Annotated in this window: 14 protein-coding genes and 1 other annotated feature; of the genes, 8 read left to right on the forward strand and 6 right to left on the reverse strand. The window is 60.9% G+C overall.

Features of this window, described 5'->3' with window-relative positions; genetic code table 11:
* Positions 1 to 49: 49 nt before the first annotated feature.
* Positions 50 to 1,278, forward strand: a protein-coding gene (locus GVK95_RS22735) for an IS3 family transposase (RefSeq protein WP_159952973.1) whose coding sequence is annotated in 2 segments (ribosomal slippage) — positions 50 to 341 and positions 341 to 1,278 — 1,230 coding nt in all. Because the reading frame shifts where the segments join, the coding sequence is not laid out codon by codon here.
* Positions 331 to 447: a sequence feature (AL1L pseudoknot), on the forward strand. (Overlaps the previous gene by 117 nt.)
* Positions 1,279 to 1,357: 79 nt before the next feature.
* On the opposite strand, the gene GVK95_RS22740 is transcribed toward GVK95_RS22735, so the two are convergent.
* Complete coding sequence (locus GVK95_RS22740; protein ID WP_159952974.1) at positions 1,358 to 2,182, reverse strand: alpha/beta hydrolase; 825 nt, start codon at positions 2,180 to 2,182, stop codon at positions 1,358 to 1,360.
* Positions 2,183 to 2,347: 165 nt separating this feature from the next.
* On the opposite strand from GVK95_RS22740, the gene GVK95_RS22745 reads away from it, so the two are divergent.
* Positions 2,348 to 3,241 carry a LysR family transcriptional regulator gene (locus GVK95_RS22745; protein ID WP_244618869.1) on the forward strand — a complete coding sequence of 298 codons (894 nt, stop codon included), beginning with the start codon at positions 2,348 to 2,350 and terminating at the stop codon, positions 3,239 to 3,241.
* Positions 3,242 to 3,250: 9 nt separating this feature from the next.
* Here GVK95_RS22745 and GVK95_RS22750 read toward each other — a convergent pair whose 3' ends face one another.
* Together GVK95_RS22750 and GVK95_RS22755 are read right to left on the reverse strand one after the other, a co-directional pair.
* Entirely contained in the window at positions 3,251 to 4,339 is a 1,089-nt protein-coding gene (locus tag GVK95_RS22750) for an NADH:flavin oxidoreductase (protein ID WP_159952975.1), read from the reverse strand.
* A 263-nt stretch (positions 4,340 to 4,602) separates the two neighbouring features.
* The gene (locus GVK95_RS22755) at positions 4,603 to 4,794 is read right to left on the reverse strand and encodes a hypothetical protein (RefSeq protein ID WP_159952976.1); all 192 of its coding nucleotides are present in this window, start codon (positions 4,792 to 4,794) and stop codon (positions 4,603 to 4,605) included.
* A gap of 35 nt (positions 4,795 to 4,829) precedes the next feature.
* Between GVK95_RS22755 and yghU the strand changes: the two genes are divergently transcribed.
* The 4 genes from yghU (at position 4,830) to GVK95_RS22775 (ending at position 8,646) form a co-directional block, all read left to right on the forward strand.
* Positions 4,830 to 5,714, forward strand: coding sequence for a glutathione-dependent disulfide-bond oxidoreductase (gene yghU, locus GVK95_RS22760; RefSeq protein ID WP_159952977.1), 885 nt, complete (start codon positions 4,830 to 4,832; stop codon positions 5,712 to 5,714).
* Positions 5,715 to 5,925: 211 nt separating this feature from the next.
* Positions 5,926 to 6,264: a carboxymuconolactone decarboxylase family protein gene (locus tag GVK95_RS22765; protein ID WP_159952978.1), complete on the forward strand. Its 339-nt coding sequence runs from the start codon at positions 5,926 to 5,928 to the stop codon at positions 6,262 to 6,264.
* Between the two features lie 276 nt (positions 6,265 to 6,540).
* Entirely contained in the window at positions 6,541 to 7,152 is a 612-nt protein-coding gene (gene gstA / locus GVK95_RS22770) for a glutathione transferase GstA (RefSeq protein ID WP_159952979.1), read from the forward strand.
* Between the two features lie 99 nt (positions 7,153 to 7,251).
* The gene (locus tag GVK95_RS22775; protein WP_159952980.1) at positions 7,252 to 8,646 is read left to right on the forward strand and encodes an MFS transporter; all 1,395 of its coding nucleotides are present in this window, start codon (positions 7,252 to 7,254) and stop codon (positions 8,644 to 8,646) included.
* Between the two features lie 90 nt (positions 8,647 to 8,736).
* Here the strand turns inward: GVK95_RS22775 and GVK95_RS22780 are convergent, their stop codons facing one another.
* Positions 8,737 to 9,630 (reverse strand): LysR family transcriptional regulator, encoded by an 894-nt coding sequence (locus tag GVK95_RS22780; protein ID WP_159952981.1) that lies wholly within the window; start codon positions 9,628 to 9,630, stop codon positions 8,737 to 8,739.
* A gap of 121 nt (positions 9,631 to 9,751) precedes the next feature.
* Here GVK95_RS22780 and GVK95_RS22785 point away from each other — a divergent pair, with 121 nt between their 5' ends.
* Both GVK95_RS22785 and GVK95_RS22790 read left to right on the forward strand, forming a co-directional pair.
* Complete coding sequence (locus tag GVK95_RS22785) at positions 9,752 to 10,363, forward strand: glutathione S-transferase (protein WP_159952982.1); 612 nt, start codon at positions 9,752 to 9,754, stop codon at positions 10,361 to 10,363.
* Between the two features lie 58 nt (positions 10,364 to 10,421).
* Positions 10,422 to 12,464, forward strand: a complete 2,043-nt coding sequence (locus GVK95_RS22790) for a pyridoxamine 5'-phosphate oxidase family protein (protein WP_159952983.1) — start codon at positions 10,422 to 10,424, stop codon at positions 12,462 to 12,464.
* Positions 12,465 to 12,596: 132 nt separating this feature from the next.
* Here GVK95_RS22790 and GVK95_RS22795 read toward each other — a convergent pair whose 3' ends face one another.
* Together GVK95_RS22795 and GVK95_RS22800 are read right to left on the reverse strand one after the other, a co-directional pair.
* Positions 12,597 to 13,562: a quinone oxidoreductase gene (locus GVK95_RS22795; protein ID WP_159952984.1), complete on the reverse strand. Its 966-nt coding sequence runs from the start codon at positions 13,560 to 13,562 to the stop codon at positions 12,597 to 12,599.
* Positions 13,563 to 13,622: 60 nt separating this feature from the next.
* Positions 13,623 to 14,372: an SDR family oxidoreductase gene (locus GVK95_RS22800; protein ID WP_159952985.1), complete on the reverse strand. Its 750-nt coding sequence runs from the start codon at positions 14,370 to 14,372 to the stop codon at positions 13,623 to 13,625.
* Between the last annotated feature and the right edge of the window lie 67 nt (positions 14,373 to 14,439).

Consider the following 14,439-nt stretch of genomic DNA (forward strand, 5'->3'; position numbering starts at 1 on the left):
CCGCCCCGGCTTTGCCGGAGGCTCCAACTTCTGAGAAAGTGGAGCCACTATGAGCACGACAACGAACAAGTTTTCACCTGAAGTCCGTCAACGTGCCATTCGTATGGTGCTGGATCACGAAGCAGAACACTCGTCCCGGTGGGCTGCCGTTTCATCTATTGTGGCCAAGATTGGCTGCTCGCCAGCCACGCTGCACGAATGGGTTAAGAAGACCGAGGTCGACACCGGCAAACGAGCAGGCCTGCCGAGCGATGTGGCCGAGAAGATGAAGGCTCTGGAGCGTGAGAACCGCGAGCTTCGTCAGGCCAACGAGATATTGCGCAAGGCGTCTGCTTATTTCGCCCAGGCGGAGCTCGACCGCCCCTTCAAACGATGATCTCTTTCATCGACGAACATCGTCGCGTGTTCGGGGTCGAGCCGATCTGCAAACTATTGCCGATTGCCCCGTCAACCTATCACGAGAATGTCGCCAAGCGCCTGGATGTGGATCGCCTGTCGATCCGCGCCCGCAGCGATGTCAGCCTGAAGATCGAGATACGCCGTGTCTTCGAGCAGAACTTTCGTGTCTATGGCGTTCGGAAGGTCTGGCGGCAATTGCAGCGGGAGGGCGTCGACGTCGCCCGCTGCACTGTTGCCCGGCTTATGAGATCGATGAGCCTGCAGGGGATCATTCGAGGAAAGCCGATCCGCACGACATTCTCGGACAAGTCGGCTCCGAGCCCGCTTGACCGGGTTAACCGCCAGTTCAAAGCCCCTGCACCCAACAGGCTGTGGGTTTCTGACTTTACCTATGTCGCCACCTGGCAGGGTTTCGTCTACGTGGCCTTCGTGATCGACGTCTTCGCTCGTCGCATCGTTGGCTGGCGGGCGAGCAGGACAGCACATGCAAGCTTCGTCCTCGATGCCCTTGAGCAGGCACTTCATGATCGGCGTCCCGTTCATGGTGGCGGCCTTGTGCATCACTCGGATCGCGGCGTCCAATATGTGTCTATTCGCTACTCCGAGCGGTTGGCAGAAGCTGGCATCGAGCCTTCTGTCGGAAGCGTCGGCGACAGTTACGATAACGCCCTCGCAGAAACCATCAACGGTCTCTACAAGGCCGAGGTCATCCACCGGCGCGGGCCATGGAGGAACTTCGAAGCGGTGGAATTCGCCACTTTGGAATGGGTCGATTGGTTCAACCACCGACGCCTCCTGGAGCCCATCGGAAACATACCGCCAGCCGAAGCCGAAGAGCGATACTACGCCATGCTGGACGACCCAGCCATGGCCGCATAACTTAAACGAAATGGCCTCCGGCAAACCCGGTGCGGTTCAGTTTTGTAGTGTCGATGGATCTCCAAAGTCCATACAAAATTCAGATGTGGTTGCGCTCGAGGAAGTCGAGCACGGTGCGATCGAAGTCGGCGGGAGCCTCAAGATAGGGCAGATGCCCGGTCTCGAGCACAACCATTTCGGCACGCTCGAGGCGCTCAATGGTCTCCTCAATCACATAGTCGCTTATGAGCGCGTCGCGCGCGCCGCGGATCACGAGCACGGGGCAGCCCAGCTGCTCCAGCTCGGGCCGCTGATCCTGGGCAAGCTGCTCCAGAAACACACGCCGGATGTGATGCGGATCGATCTGAGCGAGGGATCGGTGAAATCCACGCGCGATGACCGGATGATCACTTACATCCATCAGGGCAAGCAACCGATCGGCCCAGAGAGTCACTCCACCTTCCTCCAGCAGCAGCTCATACAGTTCCTCACGCTGCGCACGATCCTTCGCGTTGAGGCGGAAGAACGAATTGACGATGATGACGGCCCGCACCCGCTCTGGGCGTTGCGCCGCGAGGGCAGCGCCAACGCGCGCACCGGCAGCGAGGCCGCACATGGTCGCAGACATCTCCCCGGCGTTATCGAGCATGGCTTCGATGACGCGCCAGTAGTCGGCGAAGTCGATCGCGCGGCCCGTCGACCTTCCGTGCCCGGGCAGATCGGGCGTGAGAACCCGGTGTGTCTGCGCCAGGCGACGACGCTGCAGCAGCCAATTTTCGGCGCTTCCGCTAAAGCCGTGTAGCAGGACAACGGCGGGGCCAGTGCCCTCGCTGACATAGCGGATGGTCTCGCCTCGCCATTCGAACCTCCGGACGGCCCGGCTGTCCGATCCGAAGGATTCCGTCTGCCGGATCACGTTGTTCATCTGCTGTCTCCAACCGGACTGGCCAAGGGTTAAGCGCCAACGTCGCGGCACCGTTGCGCATGGACATTGATATGGATTTGGATCTCATAGATAAATAGGGCGACATTTCCGAACATTGCGGAGCATTTCGAAGTCATGGGAATTCGGATAGAGAGCGTCGGCGCCATGTCGACGTTCGTGAGTGCGGCGGAATTGCTCAGCTTCAAGCTGGCCGGACAGCATTTCGGCCTGTCTTCATCGGCGATCGGGAAGACCATCGCCAAACTCGAAGATCAGCTGGGAGTGCGCCTGTTCCACCGCTCGACGCGCGCCATTCGACTGACGCATGAGGGTGAGATGTTCCTCGATCGGTGCCGCCGCGTCTTGGCCGAGCTCGAGGCTGCCGAAGCGGAGCTGGCCAAATCCACCGCCAAGCCGAAGGGGCGCCTGCGGGTGGGGGCACCGGCCGCCGGCGACCTCCTGACCCCGCTTTTTGCCGAGTTTGCCATAAGGTTTCCCGACATCACGCTCGACATCGACTACAACGACCGGTTCGTCGACGTTATCGACGATGGCTTCGATGCCGTCATCCGGTCGGGCGAGGTGACCGACAGCCGCCTGATGCACGTGAAGCTGGGCGACTTCACGAACCGCCTGATCGCGTCGCCAGGCTACCTCGACACGGCTGGCATGCCGCAGACGGCATCGGACCTAGCGCAGCATCGCTTGCTGCACCACCGCTTCTACGACACCGGGAAACTCGGCGACTGGGGCCCTGCCGTCCCAGAGGGTATCGACTTGCCGATGGCGCTGGCCGCGACATCCTTCGTCGCGCTCATCGAACTCGCGGAAGCCGGATGCGGGATCGCATCGGCGCCTTATTTCGCCATTGCGGGGAAGCTGCGCGCCGGAAGCCTGCAGGAAGTGCTGCCGGACGCTGAGAAGAAGACACGGGCGTTCCGCTTGCTTTGGCCGCGCAGCAAGTTCCCGCTCCCGAAGGTCTCGACATTCGTGAAGTTCATGACGGAGTCGCTGCGCGAGGCGCTTCGAGAGGAGATCAGTGTTGCTCCCTCCGCCTGACTCCGAATGTCAGAGACTGCCGGGCTCGACGAAATAGTCCCAGCCGCGCAGGTGGCGGATGAAGCGTTCGCTCAGTCCCCCCTGGCGGAGAAACTCGGCGGTGACCGGCAAAGTGGGGCTGCGATGCTCGGGGTTCGCCTTCACGCGCAGCGGAAAATCCCGCTCGAGGATGCCGGGGCGCCCGACAAGCACGAAGTCCGCGCCTTCGTCGAGAACCTCCGCGGCCCGATGGGCGCTCCAGATCTTACCGGCGACACCAAGGCGAACCCGCTTGCGTGGGATCTCGGTGAAGACGCTGAGCATGGTCTGTCCCTTGAACGTGCCGTCCTGCACGATCTGCGCCGTGTCCCAAAGCGCCACGTCGAGATAGTCGATCAGCTCGCGGTCGAAGATGGCCGCAGTGATCGTCTGCAGCTCGTCCAGGATTAATCCGTAGCGCTCCACGGACAGGCGCCAGCCGATCTGGAAGTCGGGACCGGACGCACGGCGGATGCCCTCCATCACCTCGGTGGTAAGGCGTGCCCTGTTCTCAAGGCTGCCACCATAACGGTCCGCGCGGTCGTTCAGAAGCGGTGACATGAATTCGGAAAGGATCCATCCGAAGGCGCCGTGAAGCGCGACGCCGTCGAAGCCGGCGATCTCGGCGCGCCGTGCGGCCGCAATGAAACTGTCGCGAATCCGCTCCACCTCCTCGGTCTTTAGCGCGTTCACCCCCTTTAGCGTCCGGCTCGACGCCGGAGAAGGGATGCCGCCAAGGAGCGGATTGGCACGATGCCCGGCGTGGTGCAACTGAACAGCCGAAAGGGCGCCACCCTCGCGGATGGCAGCGGCCATCTTGGCGAGACCGGGGAGATGGGCGTCGTCGTGGATCCCGAGCTGGCGGCTGAAAGCAATACCGCCAGCCTCGACGAATGTCGCGGCGGTGGTGATCAGGCCATAGCCGCCCTGTGACAGCTGACGGATCCATTCCTGGTCATAGTCGGATGCTGCCCCGCTGAGATCGCTCTGCTGATTGGTCAGCGGCGCCAGCATGAAGCGGTTCCGCATGGCGGGGCCGTGTATTAAGGAGAGCGGCTTAAATAGGTCTGATACGGACATGGTGACACCTTATTGTTCAAATTGCGCAGTGAGGCGACCGGCCGTCACACTAGGACGCCGGGCACCGTCCGAGACAGACACGTCTCGAACCTGCTGCGTGTTCGTCGTTGGGGGTCGGCTTCTGCTGAGCGACGCGATCAATCTAGCGATGGCCGTGGGTAGATAAACAGGCCGTTTTTCCGATCATTGCGTCCTACTTGTATCCTATAGGAAATATGCCGGGCTTCACCTTAGGGTCGCTGCGCCCGCGGAAGTATGTCGCATCAGGCTTTCGGCATGCGCATAAGCTGGCGGATGGAATCAGCGTTGTTGGGCGATAACAGATACTCCAGCGACGAAAGCCAGCCCATCGGCATTGCGGCCAATTGGGCCGCAATGATCGGAAAATCGGCCTGTTTATCCGCGCCGCCGCCGGCATTATCTCCATAACGATAGCCCGACAGGGTGAGAGACAAGCAAGCGTCCATCAGTTCCTTCCAGGAGATTCGACATGAGCGACCCGAAAGACAACCTGCCCGCCGGCTACGAGCCCGCAAAGATCTGGACCCAAAAAAACGCGTATGGAGGCGCCTTCGGAAGCAGCAATCGCCCTGTCTCGGGCGCCACGTTCGAGAAGGTGCTGCCAGTCGGCAAGCAGCCGCTGCAGCTCTACTCGCAGGGCACGCCCAACGGGCAGAAGGTCACCATCATGCTCGAGGAGCTCCTCGCGGTCGGCCATTCGGGCGCCGAGTACGACGCCTGGCTGATTGATATCTTCAAGGGCGACCAGTTCGGTAGCGGCTTTGCCGAGATCAACCCAAACTCGAAGATCCCCGCGCTTGTCGATCATTCGGTCGATCCCACGATTGAGGTGTTCGAGACCGGATCGATCCTGGTCTATCTTGCCGAGAAATTCGGAGCCTTTCTGCCGACCGAACAGCGCGCCCGCACCCGCACGCTCAACTGGCTGATGTGGCAAATGGGGACGGCGCCGTTCGTCGGAGGCGGCCTCGGGCACTTCTACGCATACGCGCCGCTCAAGATCGAATATGCAATCGATCGCTATGCGATGGAAGTGAAGCGCCAACTCGACGTTCTCGACAAGCATCTGGCGAAGAACCAGTATCTGGCCGGCGACGAATACACGATCGCAGACATGGCGGTATGGCCTTGGCAGCCCGGCAGCCTCTTCGGCGTCTATAACACCCACGAGTTCGTCAGCGTCCAGGAATACACTCACCTAATGCGCTGGTATCGCGAGATCGCCAAGCGTCCCGCCGTCGCCCGGGGACGTCTCGTGAACCGCATTTCGGACAAGCCAGGCGAGTTCCTATTCGAGCGCCATGCGGCCAGCGATTTCAACGCGATCTTGCCGACGCCGATCCCGGGGGCCTGAGCATCAAATCAAGCCTATCCGGCTATCGAACGCTTCATGCAACGCATGGAGCAGCGTCCCAGCGTCCGGACAGCACGCGCCGCAGAAGGACTGCCTCCGCGCTGAGCAGCAAACAGACCGCAAGCCGCCGGCCGAAACCAAGCGCTGGCGACGGCGGCCAATCTCCAAACTCAATAACCCCGCGCTAGCGGCGAACCAAAGGAAGCCAAAAATGGACTGGAATAAGAACCGTACCGATGCCCTGAGCAAGGTCAGCGAGCTGGCGAAGCTGACGCCTGACACGGTGAAGGGCTATATGACTGCATCAGGCGCAGGCTCAAAGACCGGCCAACTCGACGAGAAGACGCGCCAGTTGATCTCTCTCGCGGTCGCAGTAACCACCCGCTGCGACGGCTGCATCTCGATCCACAGCAACGAAGCCGTCAAGGCGGGCGCGACCCGTGGCGAACTGGCCGAGGCGTTGGGCGTCGCGGTTGCCATGAATGCTGGTGCCGCATTGGTGTATTCGTCCCGCGCGCTTGACGCCTTTGACGCCTCTACGGGCGCGTAGACCAATCCAACCGGCTTCCGGGCGCACCGCGAAGTGTGCCCGGTCCCGCTGTACGATTTGAAAGCGCGATGTCCCATCAGTTCGATTTCGATCTGTCCAGGGATCGGCGCCGGACCCGGCGACGTTTCCGGATCGAGACGCACCGCCGGCTATGGAGCCGACGTTAGCATCTACGAAGACGATCGGGCGATGTCGCCTGAAGGTTTATCCCGGTTCCATTTCCAACAACACAATCCATGCGCAGGTTCGATCGCGCAAACATATGATGGAGTTGACATGAAACTCTACTTTTCTCCGGGTTCCCTCGGCCTTGCACCGCAGATCGCCCTACGCGAGGCGGGACGGGATTTCGAACTCGTCAGAGTCGATTTCAGAACGAAGACGACCGTCGAAGGCGACTACTTCAGGGTCACGCCAAAGGGCTTCGTGCCTGCCCTGAAGCTTGATGACGGTGAAGTCATCACTGAAGCGCCGGTCGTTCTGCAATGGATCGCCGATCACAGCCCGGAACACAAGCTCATGCCTGCGCGTGACTCGCCAGAGCACTATCGCGCACTGGAATGGCTGAACTATGTGGCGACCGACATATACAAGGGTTACCACACGTTATTCTCGCCATTCCTGGACGTCGGCTCGAAGGCCCGGTACATCGAGGGTTATCTCGGTCCCCGGTTCGCATATCTGGACGAGCACCTCTCCAAAAATGACTACCTGCTGGAATCGGGCTTCTCGGTCGCCGACGCCTTTCTTTTCAACATCCTGAGCTGGTCGCCCCGCGTGAGGGTCGATCCCTCGGGCTTTACCTCGATCCAACGGTTCATCGTGCGAATGTTGCAGCGACCCAGTGTTCAGGCGTCTCTGAAGGCCGAAGGAATTTCCCTCAAATGAGGGAATCCGGCGAAGCGCTTGTGCTCGCCGATGCCCGATGAAATCAAACCAGACGCTGCGCAGTCCGCGCGCCGTCACTCAACAAAGGAAATCAACATTATGAGCACCCAACAAATACGGGGTGTTGCCGGACTGGCATTGTTGCTGGTCTGCGCTGCCCAATTCCTCGACTCGATCGACGTTTCGTCCATCGCCGTCGCCATTCCTGCCATCCAGGCAGAGCTCGGCCTGCCCGCCACGTCCCTGCAATGGGCGGTCAGCGCTTATGTACTGGGTTTCGGCAGCTTCCTCCTGCTCGGCGGTAAGGTCGCCGATATTTTTGGCCATCGCCGGACCTTTCTCTGGGGCCTTGGCGTCTTTGCCGTCGCCAGCGTTGCGGGCGGTTTTGTCGATAGCGGCCCGACCCTGATCGCCGCTCGGCTAGTCAAGGGCATCTCCGCCGCATTTACAGCTCCAGCGGCCCTCGCACTGCTGCTATCGGTCTTCGGCGAAGGGCCCGCTCGCGCACGTGCCTTGGGGATTTTTTCATCGACCGCAGCCGTGGGCTATGTGCTTGGCATGGTTGTCGGCGGCGTCGCCACGATCTTTTCATGGCGTGCGACTCTCGTAATGGGAGCACCCGTTGCGGTCCTGACATTGCTGGTGGCGCCTTTTGTGCTGCCGGCCGACAAGCAGCGTAGCGGGCCGCGGCCGAGCTTCGACTGGCTGGGTGCCATCACCATCACGCCAGGTCTGCTGCTCTTCGTCTTCGGCATCACCAATGCGGCCGCTGATGGCTGGAGCGCCCCCACCACCTGGGGCTCGCTGCTGGCCGCCGCCGCCTTGATCCTGCTGTTCATCGTGATCGAAGCCAACCACAGCGTGCCCATGGTGCCGCTCTCGATCTTCCGCCGCGCCAAGCTTACCCATGCCTATATCGTCGCTGGCCTGTTCCAGGGCGTCTATGTCGGCTTCCAATTTGTCGCGATGCTCTACTACCAGAACGTTCTTGGCTGGTCGGCGCTGAGCTCAGGTCTCGTCTTCGTTTTCGTCGGTATCAGCGTCATGGTACTGGCGCCCCGCTTTGCCGTCATGGCGCAAAAGCGAAGCACCCTGTTGATGGTCCTGGGCACCGGTTTGCTAACTCTTGGATATGTCATCTGGGTCTTCGGTCTCGGCCATATCGACCCGATACTGCTCACCGCGCTGTCGCAGATCCCGCTCGGCATAGGTTATGCCATGACCTATCCCGCCGTACAGATCGCAGCACTGGGCGAAGTCGGCGAAAGTGAATCCGGTCTCGCCTCGGGCTTGCTATTTGCCTCCTTCCAGATCGGCGGCGGCGTCGTGCTAGCCTTCACCGCCTCTGTCCTTGCCGCCGCGCCGGGAGCCGGATGGGAGGAATATATGGCAGGCTCAGCTTTCATCGCCGCCTTAGGTGTGGTGACGACACTCGTCTCAGCCATTGGGCCGCGCTCCAACCGGCAGCATGCTGGAGTTGGACAACCCTGCTAGACAGCCATTTGGGCCGCTGACATCAACATACGGATGCCGCATCGTAGGAGCGGCATCCGTATGTGTTTGCAACGAACGCGTCGGGCTTGTCTAGCGAAGAACCGCGCGCAGCCGGGGTGCGGCAAAATCGAGGAATGTCCTGAGTTTCAGGGGCATCAGACCCTGTGACAGGTGTACGAGATGCACGGGCGACGGCTCCTGTTCGAAGTCCTCCAGCAGAGGCACCAATAGACCGGTTTCGACCGCATTCCGTGCCTGATAGGACATCACGCGCGTGAGGCCGAGGCCCGATGCCGCTGCATCCACGGCCGCCTCGGCCGTATTGACGGAAAGCCGCGTGCGGATCGTCGTCGAGATATCCTGTCCACCATCCCTGAAGGTCCAGAACTTGGGCGAAAGCACGCCTTGAAAGGCGATGCAGTCGTGGTTCGCAAGGTCGCGGGGATGCAGTGGGCGAGGGTGGCGTTTCAGGTAGTCCGGATGGGCGTAGACCGTTGTGCGGATCGCGCCGAGACGGGTGGCGATCAGGTTGCTTTCCGCAAGCTGACTGATCCGCAGTGCCATGTCGATCTGCTCGTCTGCAAGGCTGACCGAGCGGTCGCTCATGGCGAGGCGTATATTGATATCCGGAAAAGCCTTCAGGAAATCGGTAACGAGGGGAAGCACGTGAAGCCGGCCGAAAACGATCGGCGCGGTGATCGTCAGGTCGCCCCGCGGCGCGACATATTCGCCCGAGGCGCGGCGTTCCGCCTCCTCCACGCGGCCGAGGATTTCGCGCGCCGCACCGATATAACTTTCCCCGGCCTCCGTCAGCAGGATCTTGCGGCTGGTGCGGGTCACCAGATGGACACCGAGATGGGCCTCGAGCTCCGAGATCTTACGGCTGACGGTCGGCAGCGGCGAGTGCAGAGCGCGTGAGGCTGCAGACAGACTTCCATTCTCCACCACGGCCAGAAGCACGGCCATCGCATCAAGACGGTCCATTTTTTACCTTCCATAAAACGAGAGGATAACTCCAGATAATGCAGTCTACCGCAGGAATGTGGATGGCACTAGCTTCTCAAGGGTCGCCGGAACCTCTGTTCCGCACCCAAAGGAGCCTTTCATGAAACTCTATCATTTTCCGCTTTCGGGCCATGCCCATCGGGCGGCCCTGTTTCTCTCGCTGCTCGGCGTGAAGGCAGAGATCATCGATGTCGACCTTGCAAACGGGGCGCATAAAAAGCCTGATTTCCTCAAGCTCAATTCCTTTGGCCAGGTGCCTGTTCTGGACGATGACGGGTTGGTCGTCAGCGACTCCAACGCCATTCTCGTCTATCTGGCCACCAAGCTCGGTCGCAAGGACTGGCTGCCGGACGATCTGGCGACCATTGCCAGCATCCAGAAATGGCTTTCCGTCGCAGCCGGAGAGATCGCTTATGGTCCGGCCGCTGCCCGCCTGATCACGGTATTTGGTGCCGATTTCCGCGCCGATGAAGTGATTGCCCGTGCTCACGGCATTCTGGGCCTGATCAATGCCGAGCTGCAGCGGCACCGCTTCATCACCGGCGACAAGCCGACGATCGCCGATGTCGCGCTCTACAGCTACATCGTCAGCGCCCCGGAAGGGAACGTGGATCTCGCGCGCCATCCGGATGTTCGCCACTGGCTGGCGCGGATCGAAGCACTGCCAGGTTTTGTCGCATTCCCCAGGACTGCAGTCGGCCTTGCCGCCTGACAGCGCTGAATGCGGCCGGCCGCCACCGGCTGCATTCCTTTTCGATCTGGAGGCGACAATGCTCGACAAAGTCACAACACGGGTTTCGCCCTGGCATGATGGCGAGCTGCAACTGCAGCGCCATGCCGGTGTCGCGGAGCATATGGATACGGTCGGACGCAAGGTCGTGCGTCGGTTCCTGCTCGACCAGCATCGTAAATTTTATCCGCTGCTGCCGTTCATCGCCATCGGTGCGGTGGATGCCGATGGCACTCCCTGGGCGACGATCCGCAGCGGCCAGCCCGGCTTCCTGCATTCGCCGGATCCGCTGACCCTTGATGTCGAGGCCGCAGGCGATCCCGGCGACCCGGCGGAACAGGGAATGAAGGATGGCGATCCGATCGGCATGCTCAGCATCGACCTCATCACCCGGCGCCGCAACCGCATGAACGGCACGATCCGCCGCAGCGGCAGCGATCGCTTTTCCGTCAGCGTCGAACACAGCTATGGCAACTGCCCGCGCTACATCCAGAACCGGCAGTTTGCCTTCGTGCGCGATCCGGCAGAGCCGTTCTCGTCTACCGCGCTTGTGCTGGACCGGCTGGACGACCGGAGCCGGGCCATCATCGAAGCGGCCGACACGTTTTTCGTCGCATCCTATGTCGACCGCGATGACGAGGGCCGGCAGGTGGACGTGTCCCATCGCGGCGGCCGGCCGGGTTTCGTGCGCATCGATGCCGATGGCGGCCTGACCATACCGGATTTCAACGGCAACCTGTTTTTCAACACGCTTGGCAATTTCCTCGTCAATCCGCGCGCCGGCATGCTGTTCGTCGATCACGAGACGGGTGATGTGCTGCAGCTTTCCGGCCGGGTTCAGGTCATTCTGGATTCCCCCGAGATCGCAGCCTTCGAGGGCGCCGAGCGGCTGTGGCGGGTGCTGCCCGACAAGGTGGTTCTGCGTGGCCAGGCGCTGCCTTTGCGCTGGACCTTTGCCGAGGACGGAATGTCGCCGAGCAGCCTGATGACGGGAAGCTGGAGCGAGGCGCAATCCCGTCTCCAGGCTGCCGCCAAAGCGACCACATGGAGACGGTTTCGCATCGAAGGGATCGTCGAGGAAAGCGAGACGATCAGATCGCTGCATCTCGCACCAACGGATGGCCAGGCTCTTATCCCGCATCTGGCCGGCCAGCATCTGCCGGTCAGGATTGCCGATGGCGATCAGCCGATCCGCCGCAGCTACACGATATCGAGCGCACCGTCCGACGGCTATTACCGGCTGAGCGTCAAACGCGAGGGCAGGGTATCCACCCTTCTGCATGGGCTGCAGGCGGGCGACGAGATCGAGGCGCTTGCTCCAGCGGGAGCCTTCACCATCGACGCGATGGAGCGCAGGCGGCCGGCAGTACTTCTTGCTGCCGGCATCGGTATCACGCCTTTGCTGTCCATGCTGCGGTACATCGTGCACGAAGGCGATAGGACCCGTCATCGCCGTCCGATCTGGTTGTTCCGGTCGTCGCGCAGGCACGGGGAGCGGGCTTTCGATCGCGAAATCGCCGAGCTGGTCGACCGTGGCAAGGGCTCGATCCATGATGTCAGGGTGTTGGGTCAAGCGGAACCCGGGGACGAAGGTAGTTACGATGCGGCAGGTCGCATCGACGTAGAGATGTTGAAGGCGCATTTGCCCTTTGCAGATTATGACTTTTATCTCTGCGGTCCTGCGTCCTTCATGCAATCGGTCTATGACGGGTTGCGCGGGTTGAATATTGTCGACGAACGCCTGCATGCGGAAGCTTTCGGCCCGTCGGGTGTGATGCGCGACCGGCTAGCGGCACCTGCCGTCCAGCAGGCTGCCACTGCGCCTGTCCGCGTCATCTTCACGCAGTCGGCAAAAGAGGCCCGTTGGAAAACAGGCGACGGCTCATTGCTGGATCTCGCCGAGCAGCGCAGCCTGAGCCCAGCATACGGTTGCCGGGCAGGCCATTGCGGTGATTGCAGAACCAGGGTCATCAAGGGCAGTGTTAGCTATTTCTCGCAGCCCAGCTATCCGGTCGCGAGAGACGATGTGCTGCTCTGTTGCTCGGTGCCTGCCGAGGGAGGCGACCTGCATCTTGATATATAGCTCTGCTTCGGCTTGGCCGCTTGCATGTCCGCCGGCGGCAAAAGTGAGTGTTGGACTTCACGTCCGGAGACGGTATCCGAAAAAGTCTTCCGATTGCCACTTTGAGATGATGATCGGGATCCCCGCCTGATCTCAAGTCGTCAAGATGATCGATCCGACAGCACGTCGAGCCGCGATGTCCTCGTGCGCTTGACTAGCATCGCGCAGGGGATACCGCGCAATGGCGAGTTTGCCGAAGACGCCCTCTTGAAGAGCGGCAAACAGATCGTCGCTGGCTTCGTCCAGGATTTTCCGGTTGTTGATGACCTGTCCGGTGGACGGCTTTACATAACGAATCGAACGTTTGACCAGCGCCGCTTCGTCTATGATAGGTGATCCGGACGCGTTGCCGCTATGGACAAGATCGCCCCCATCCCGGATTGCCGCGACGGATTGGTCGAACGTCGATGCACCGACCAGTTCGTAGACCGCATCCACCCCGTTTCCGCCATTGGATGCTTTGATCGTGCTGGCAAGGTCCGGATCATTCGCATCGAGAACAGGGTCAAAACCGCGTTTACGAACCGCATCGGCCTTTGCCGGACTTCCTACCGTCGCTATCACACGTGCGCCAAGCGCTTGTGCCCATGCAGCGACGAGCGATCCAACACCGCCGGCCGCTGCGTGCACCAACACCGTTGCCCCCAGCTTAACGATGTGAACACGCTTGACAAGCGCCCAGGCTGTAAGCCCTTTCGCAAGGAGGGCCGCCGCCTCTTCCGTCGAGACTTGTGGCGGCAGGTTGACAAGCGCATCGGCGTTGATGATGCGCTTGTCGGCATAGCTCCCGAACGAAAACCAGTAGGCAACGCGATCGCCGGCTTTGAATCTGGAAACGCCGGGTCCGATTGCCTCGATGATCCCCGCACCTTCGACGCCCATCGCAAATGGAAGCTGCACGCCGAAGGTGCCATCGCGAAACATCGTGTCAACGAAATTTACCCCGGCAGCATCCTGCCTCAGTCGAACTTCACCGGCTCCGGGCTCGCCTGGTTCGAAATCCTCGTATCGAAGAACGCTTGGAGCACCTTGTTGATAGATGCGAATGCGATGCGACATGGGTCAACACTCTTGATTGCATTTGATGAATGGTGCGAACACCGTTGTTAAGACGATGCCTCAGGCAGTCTGCCCACCGTCGACGTTGAGCGTCGTGCCGGTGATATAGCCTGCGTCCGGACCGACCAAGAATGCGACCGCCGCAGCGATATCCTCCGGCTGTCCGTACCGCCCGAGCGCCGCCAAACCGCTGAGCATCGCCGCAAACGGACTGTCTTCGGGGTTCATCTCGGTATTGATCGCGCCCGGCTGGACGATGTTGACAGTGATGTTACGTGGCCCGAGATCGCGCGACCAGCCACGGGTATAGGCAGCAACCGCAGCCTTGGTGGCGATATAGTCCGACGCGCCCGCAAACGGGATATGATCCGCACCCGTGGTGCCGATGGACACAATGCGACCCTCGTCGCTCATCAATGGAACCGCGGTGCGGACGGCAGTGACGACGCCCTTCAAATTGATATCGAGCTGCCGGTCAAAGCCTGCGATATCCGCTGCGGGATCGCCGACGACGCCGGTGACGAACACGCCTGCCGAATTGACGAGTATATCAAGCCTGCCGAACACCTCGTGGGCTTTCCTGACGAGTTTTTCAACTTCGGCTCCAACAGCCTGGTCCGCTTTGATGGCAATAGCACGACCGCCGGCTGCATCTACAGTCGCGACGACTTGGTCGGCACGATCCTTCGAATTGGAATAGCTGAAGACAACATCTGCGCCATCGCTGGCCAAGCGCTTGACGATAGCAGCGCCGATACCGCGAGCCCCGCCGGTGACGAGGGCAACTTTACCTTTTAGAAGCTGAGACATGATCGATCCTTTGGTTATGTAGTTGTGGCTACACATCAAGGACTGGACACCAATAGTCAAGGCACTT

The sequence above is a fragment of the Rhizobium sp. 18065 genome (genome assembly GCF_902706095.1).
Classification (GTDB): domain Bacteria; phylum Pseudomonadota; class Alphaproteobacteria; order Rhizobiales; family Rhizobiaceae; genus Allorhizobium.

Bases quoted from the DNA above. Each gene is read 5' to 3' on its own strand.
- GVK95_RS22780 (WP_159952981.1), bottom strand. From the start codon at position 9,630: ATGGACCGTCTTGATGCGATGGCCGTGCTTCTGGCCGTGGTGGAGAAT.
- yghU (WP_159952977.1), top strand. From the start codon at position 4,830: ATGAGCGACCCGAAAGACAACCTGCCCGCCGGCTACGAGCCCGCAAAG.
- gstA (WP_159952979.1), top strand. From the start codon at position 6,541: ATGAAACTCTACTTTTCTCCGGGTTCCCTCGGCCTTGCACCGCAGATC.
- GVK95_RS22785 (WP_159952982.1), top strand. From the start codon at position 9,752: ATGAAACTCTATCATTTTCCGCTTTCGGGCCATGCCCATCGGGCGGCC.
- GVK95_RS22790 (WP_159952983.1), top strand. From the start codon at position 10,422: ATGCTCGACAAAGTCACAACACGGGTTTCGCCCTGGCATGATGGCGAG.
- GVK95_RS22795 (WP_159952984.1), bottom strand. From the start codon at position 13,562: ATGTCGCATCGCATTCGCATCTATCAACAAGGTGCTCCAAGCGTTCTT.
- GVK95_RS22745 (WP_244618869.1), top strand. From the start codon at position 2,348: ATGTCGACGTTCGTGAGTGCGGCGGAATTGCTCAGCTTCAAGCTGGCC.
- GVK95_RS22765 (WP_159952978.1), top strand. From the start codon at position 5,926: ATGGACTGGAATAAGAACCGTACCGATGCCCTGAGCAAGGTCAGCGAG.
- GVK95_RS22800 (WP_159952985.1), bottom strand. From the start codon at position 14,372: ATGTCTCAGCTTCTAAAAGGTAAAGTTGCCCTCGTCACCGGCGGGGCT.
- GVK95_RS22740 (WP_159952974.1), bottom strand. From the start codon at position 2,182: ATGAACAACGTGATCCGGCAGACGGAATCCTTCGGATCGGACAGCCGG.
- GVK95_RS22775 (WP_159952980.1), top strand. From the start codon at position 7,252: ATGAGCACCCAACAAATACGGGGTGTTGCCGGACTGGCATTGTTGCTG.
- GVK95_RS22750 (WP_159952975.1), bottom strand. From the start codon at position 4,339: ATGTCCGTATCAGACCTATTTAAGCCGCTCTCCTTAATACACGGCCCC.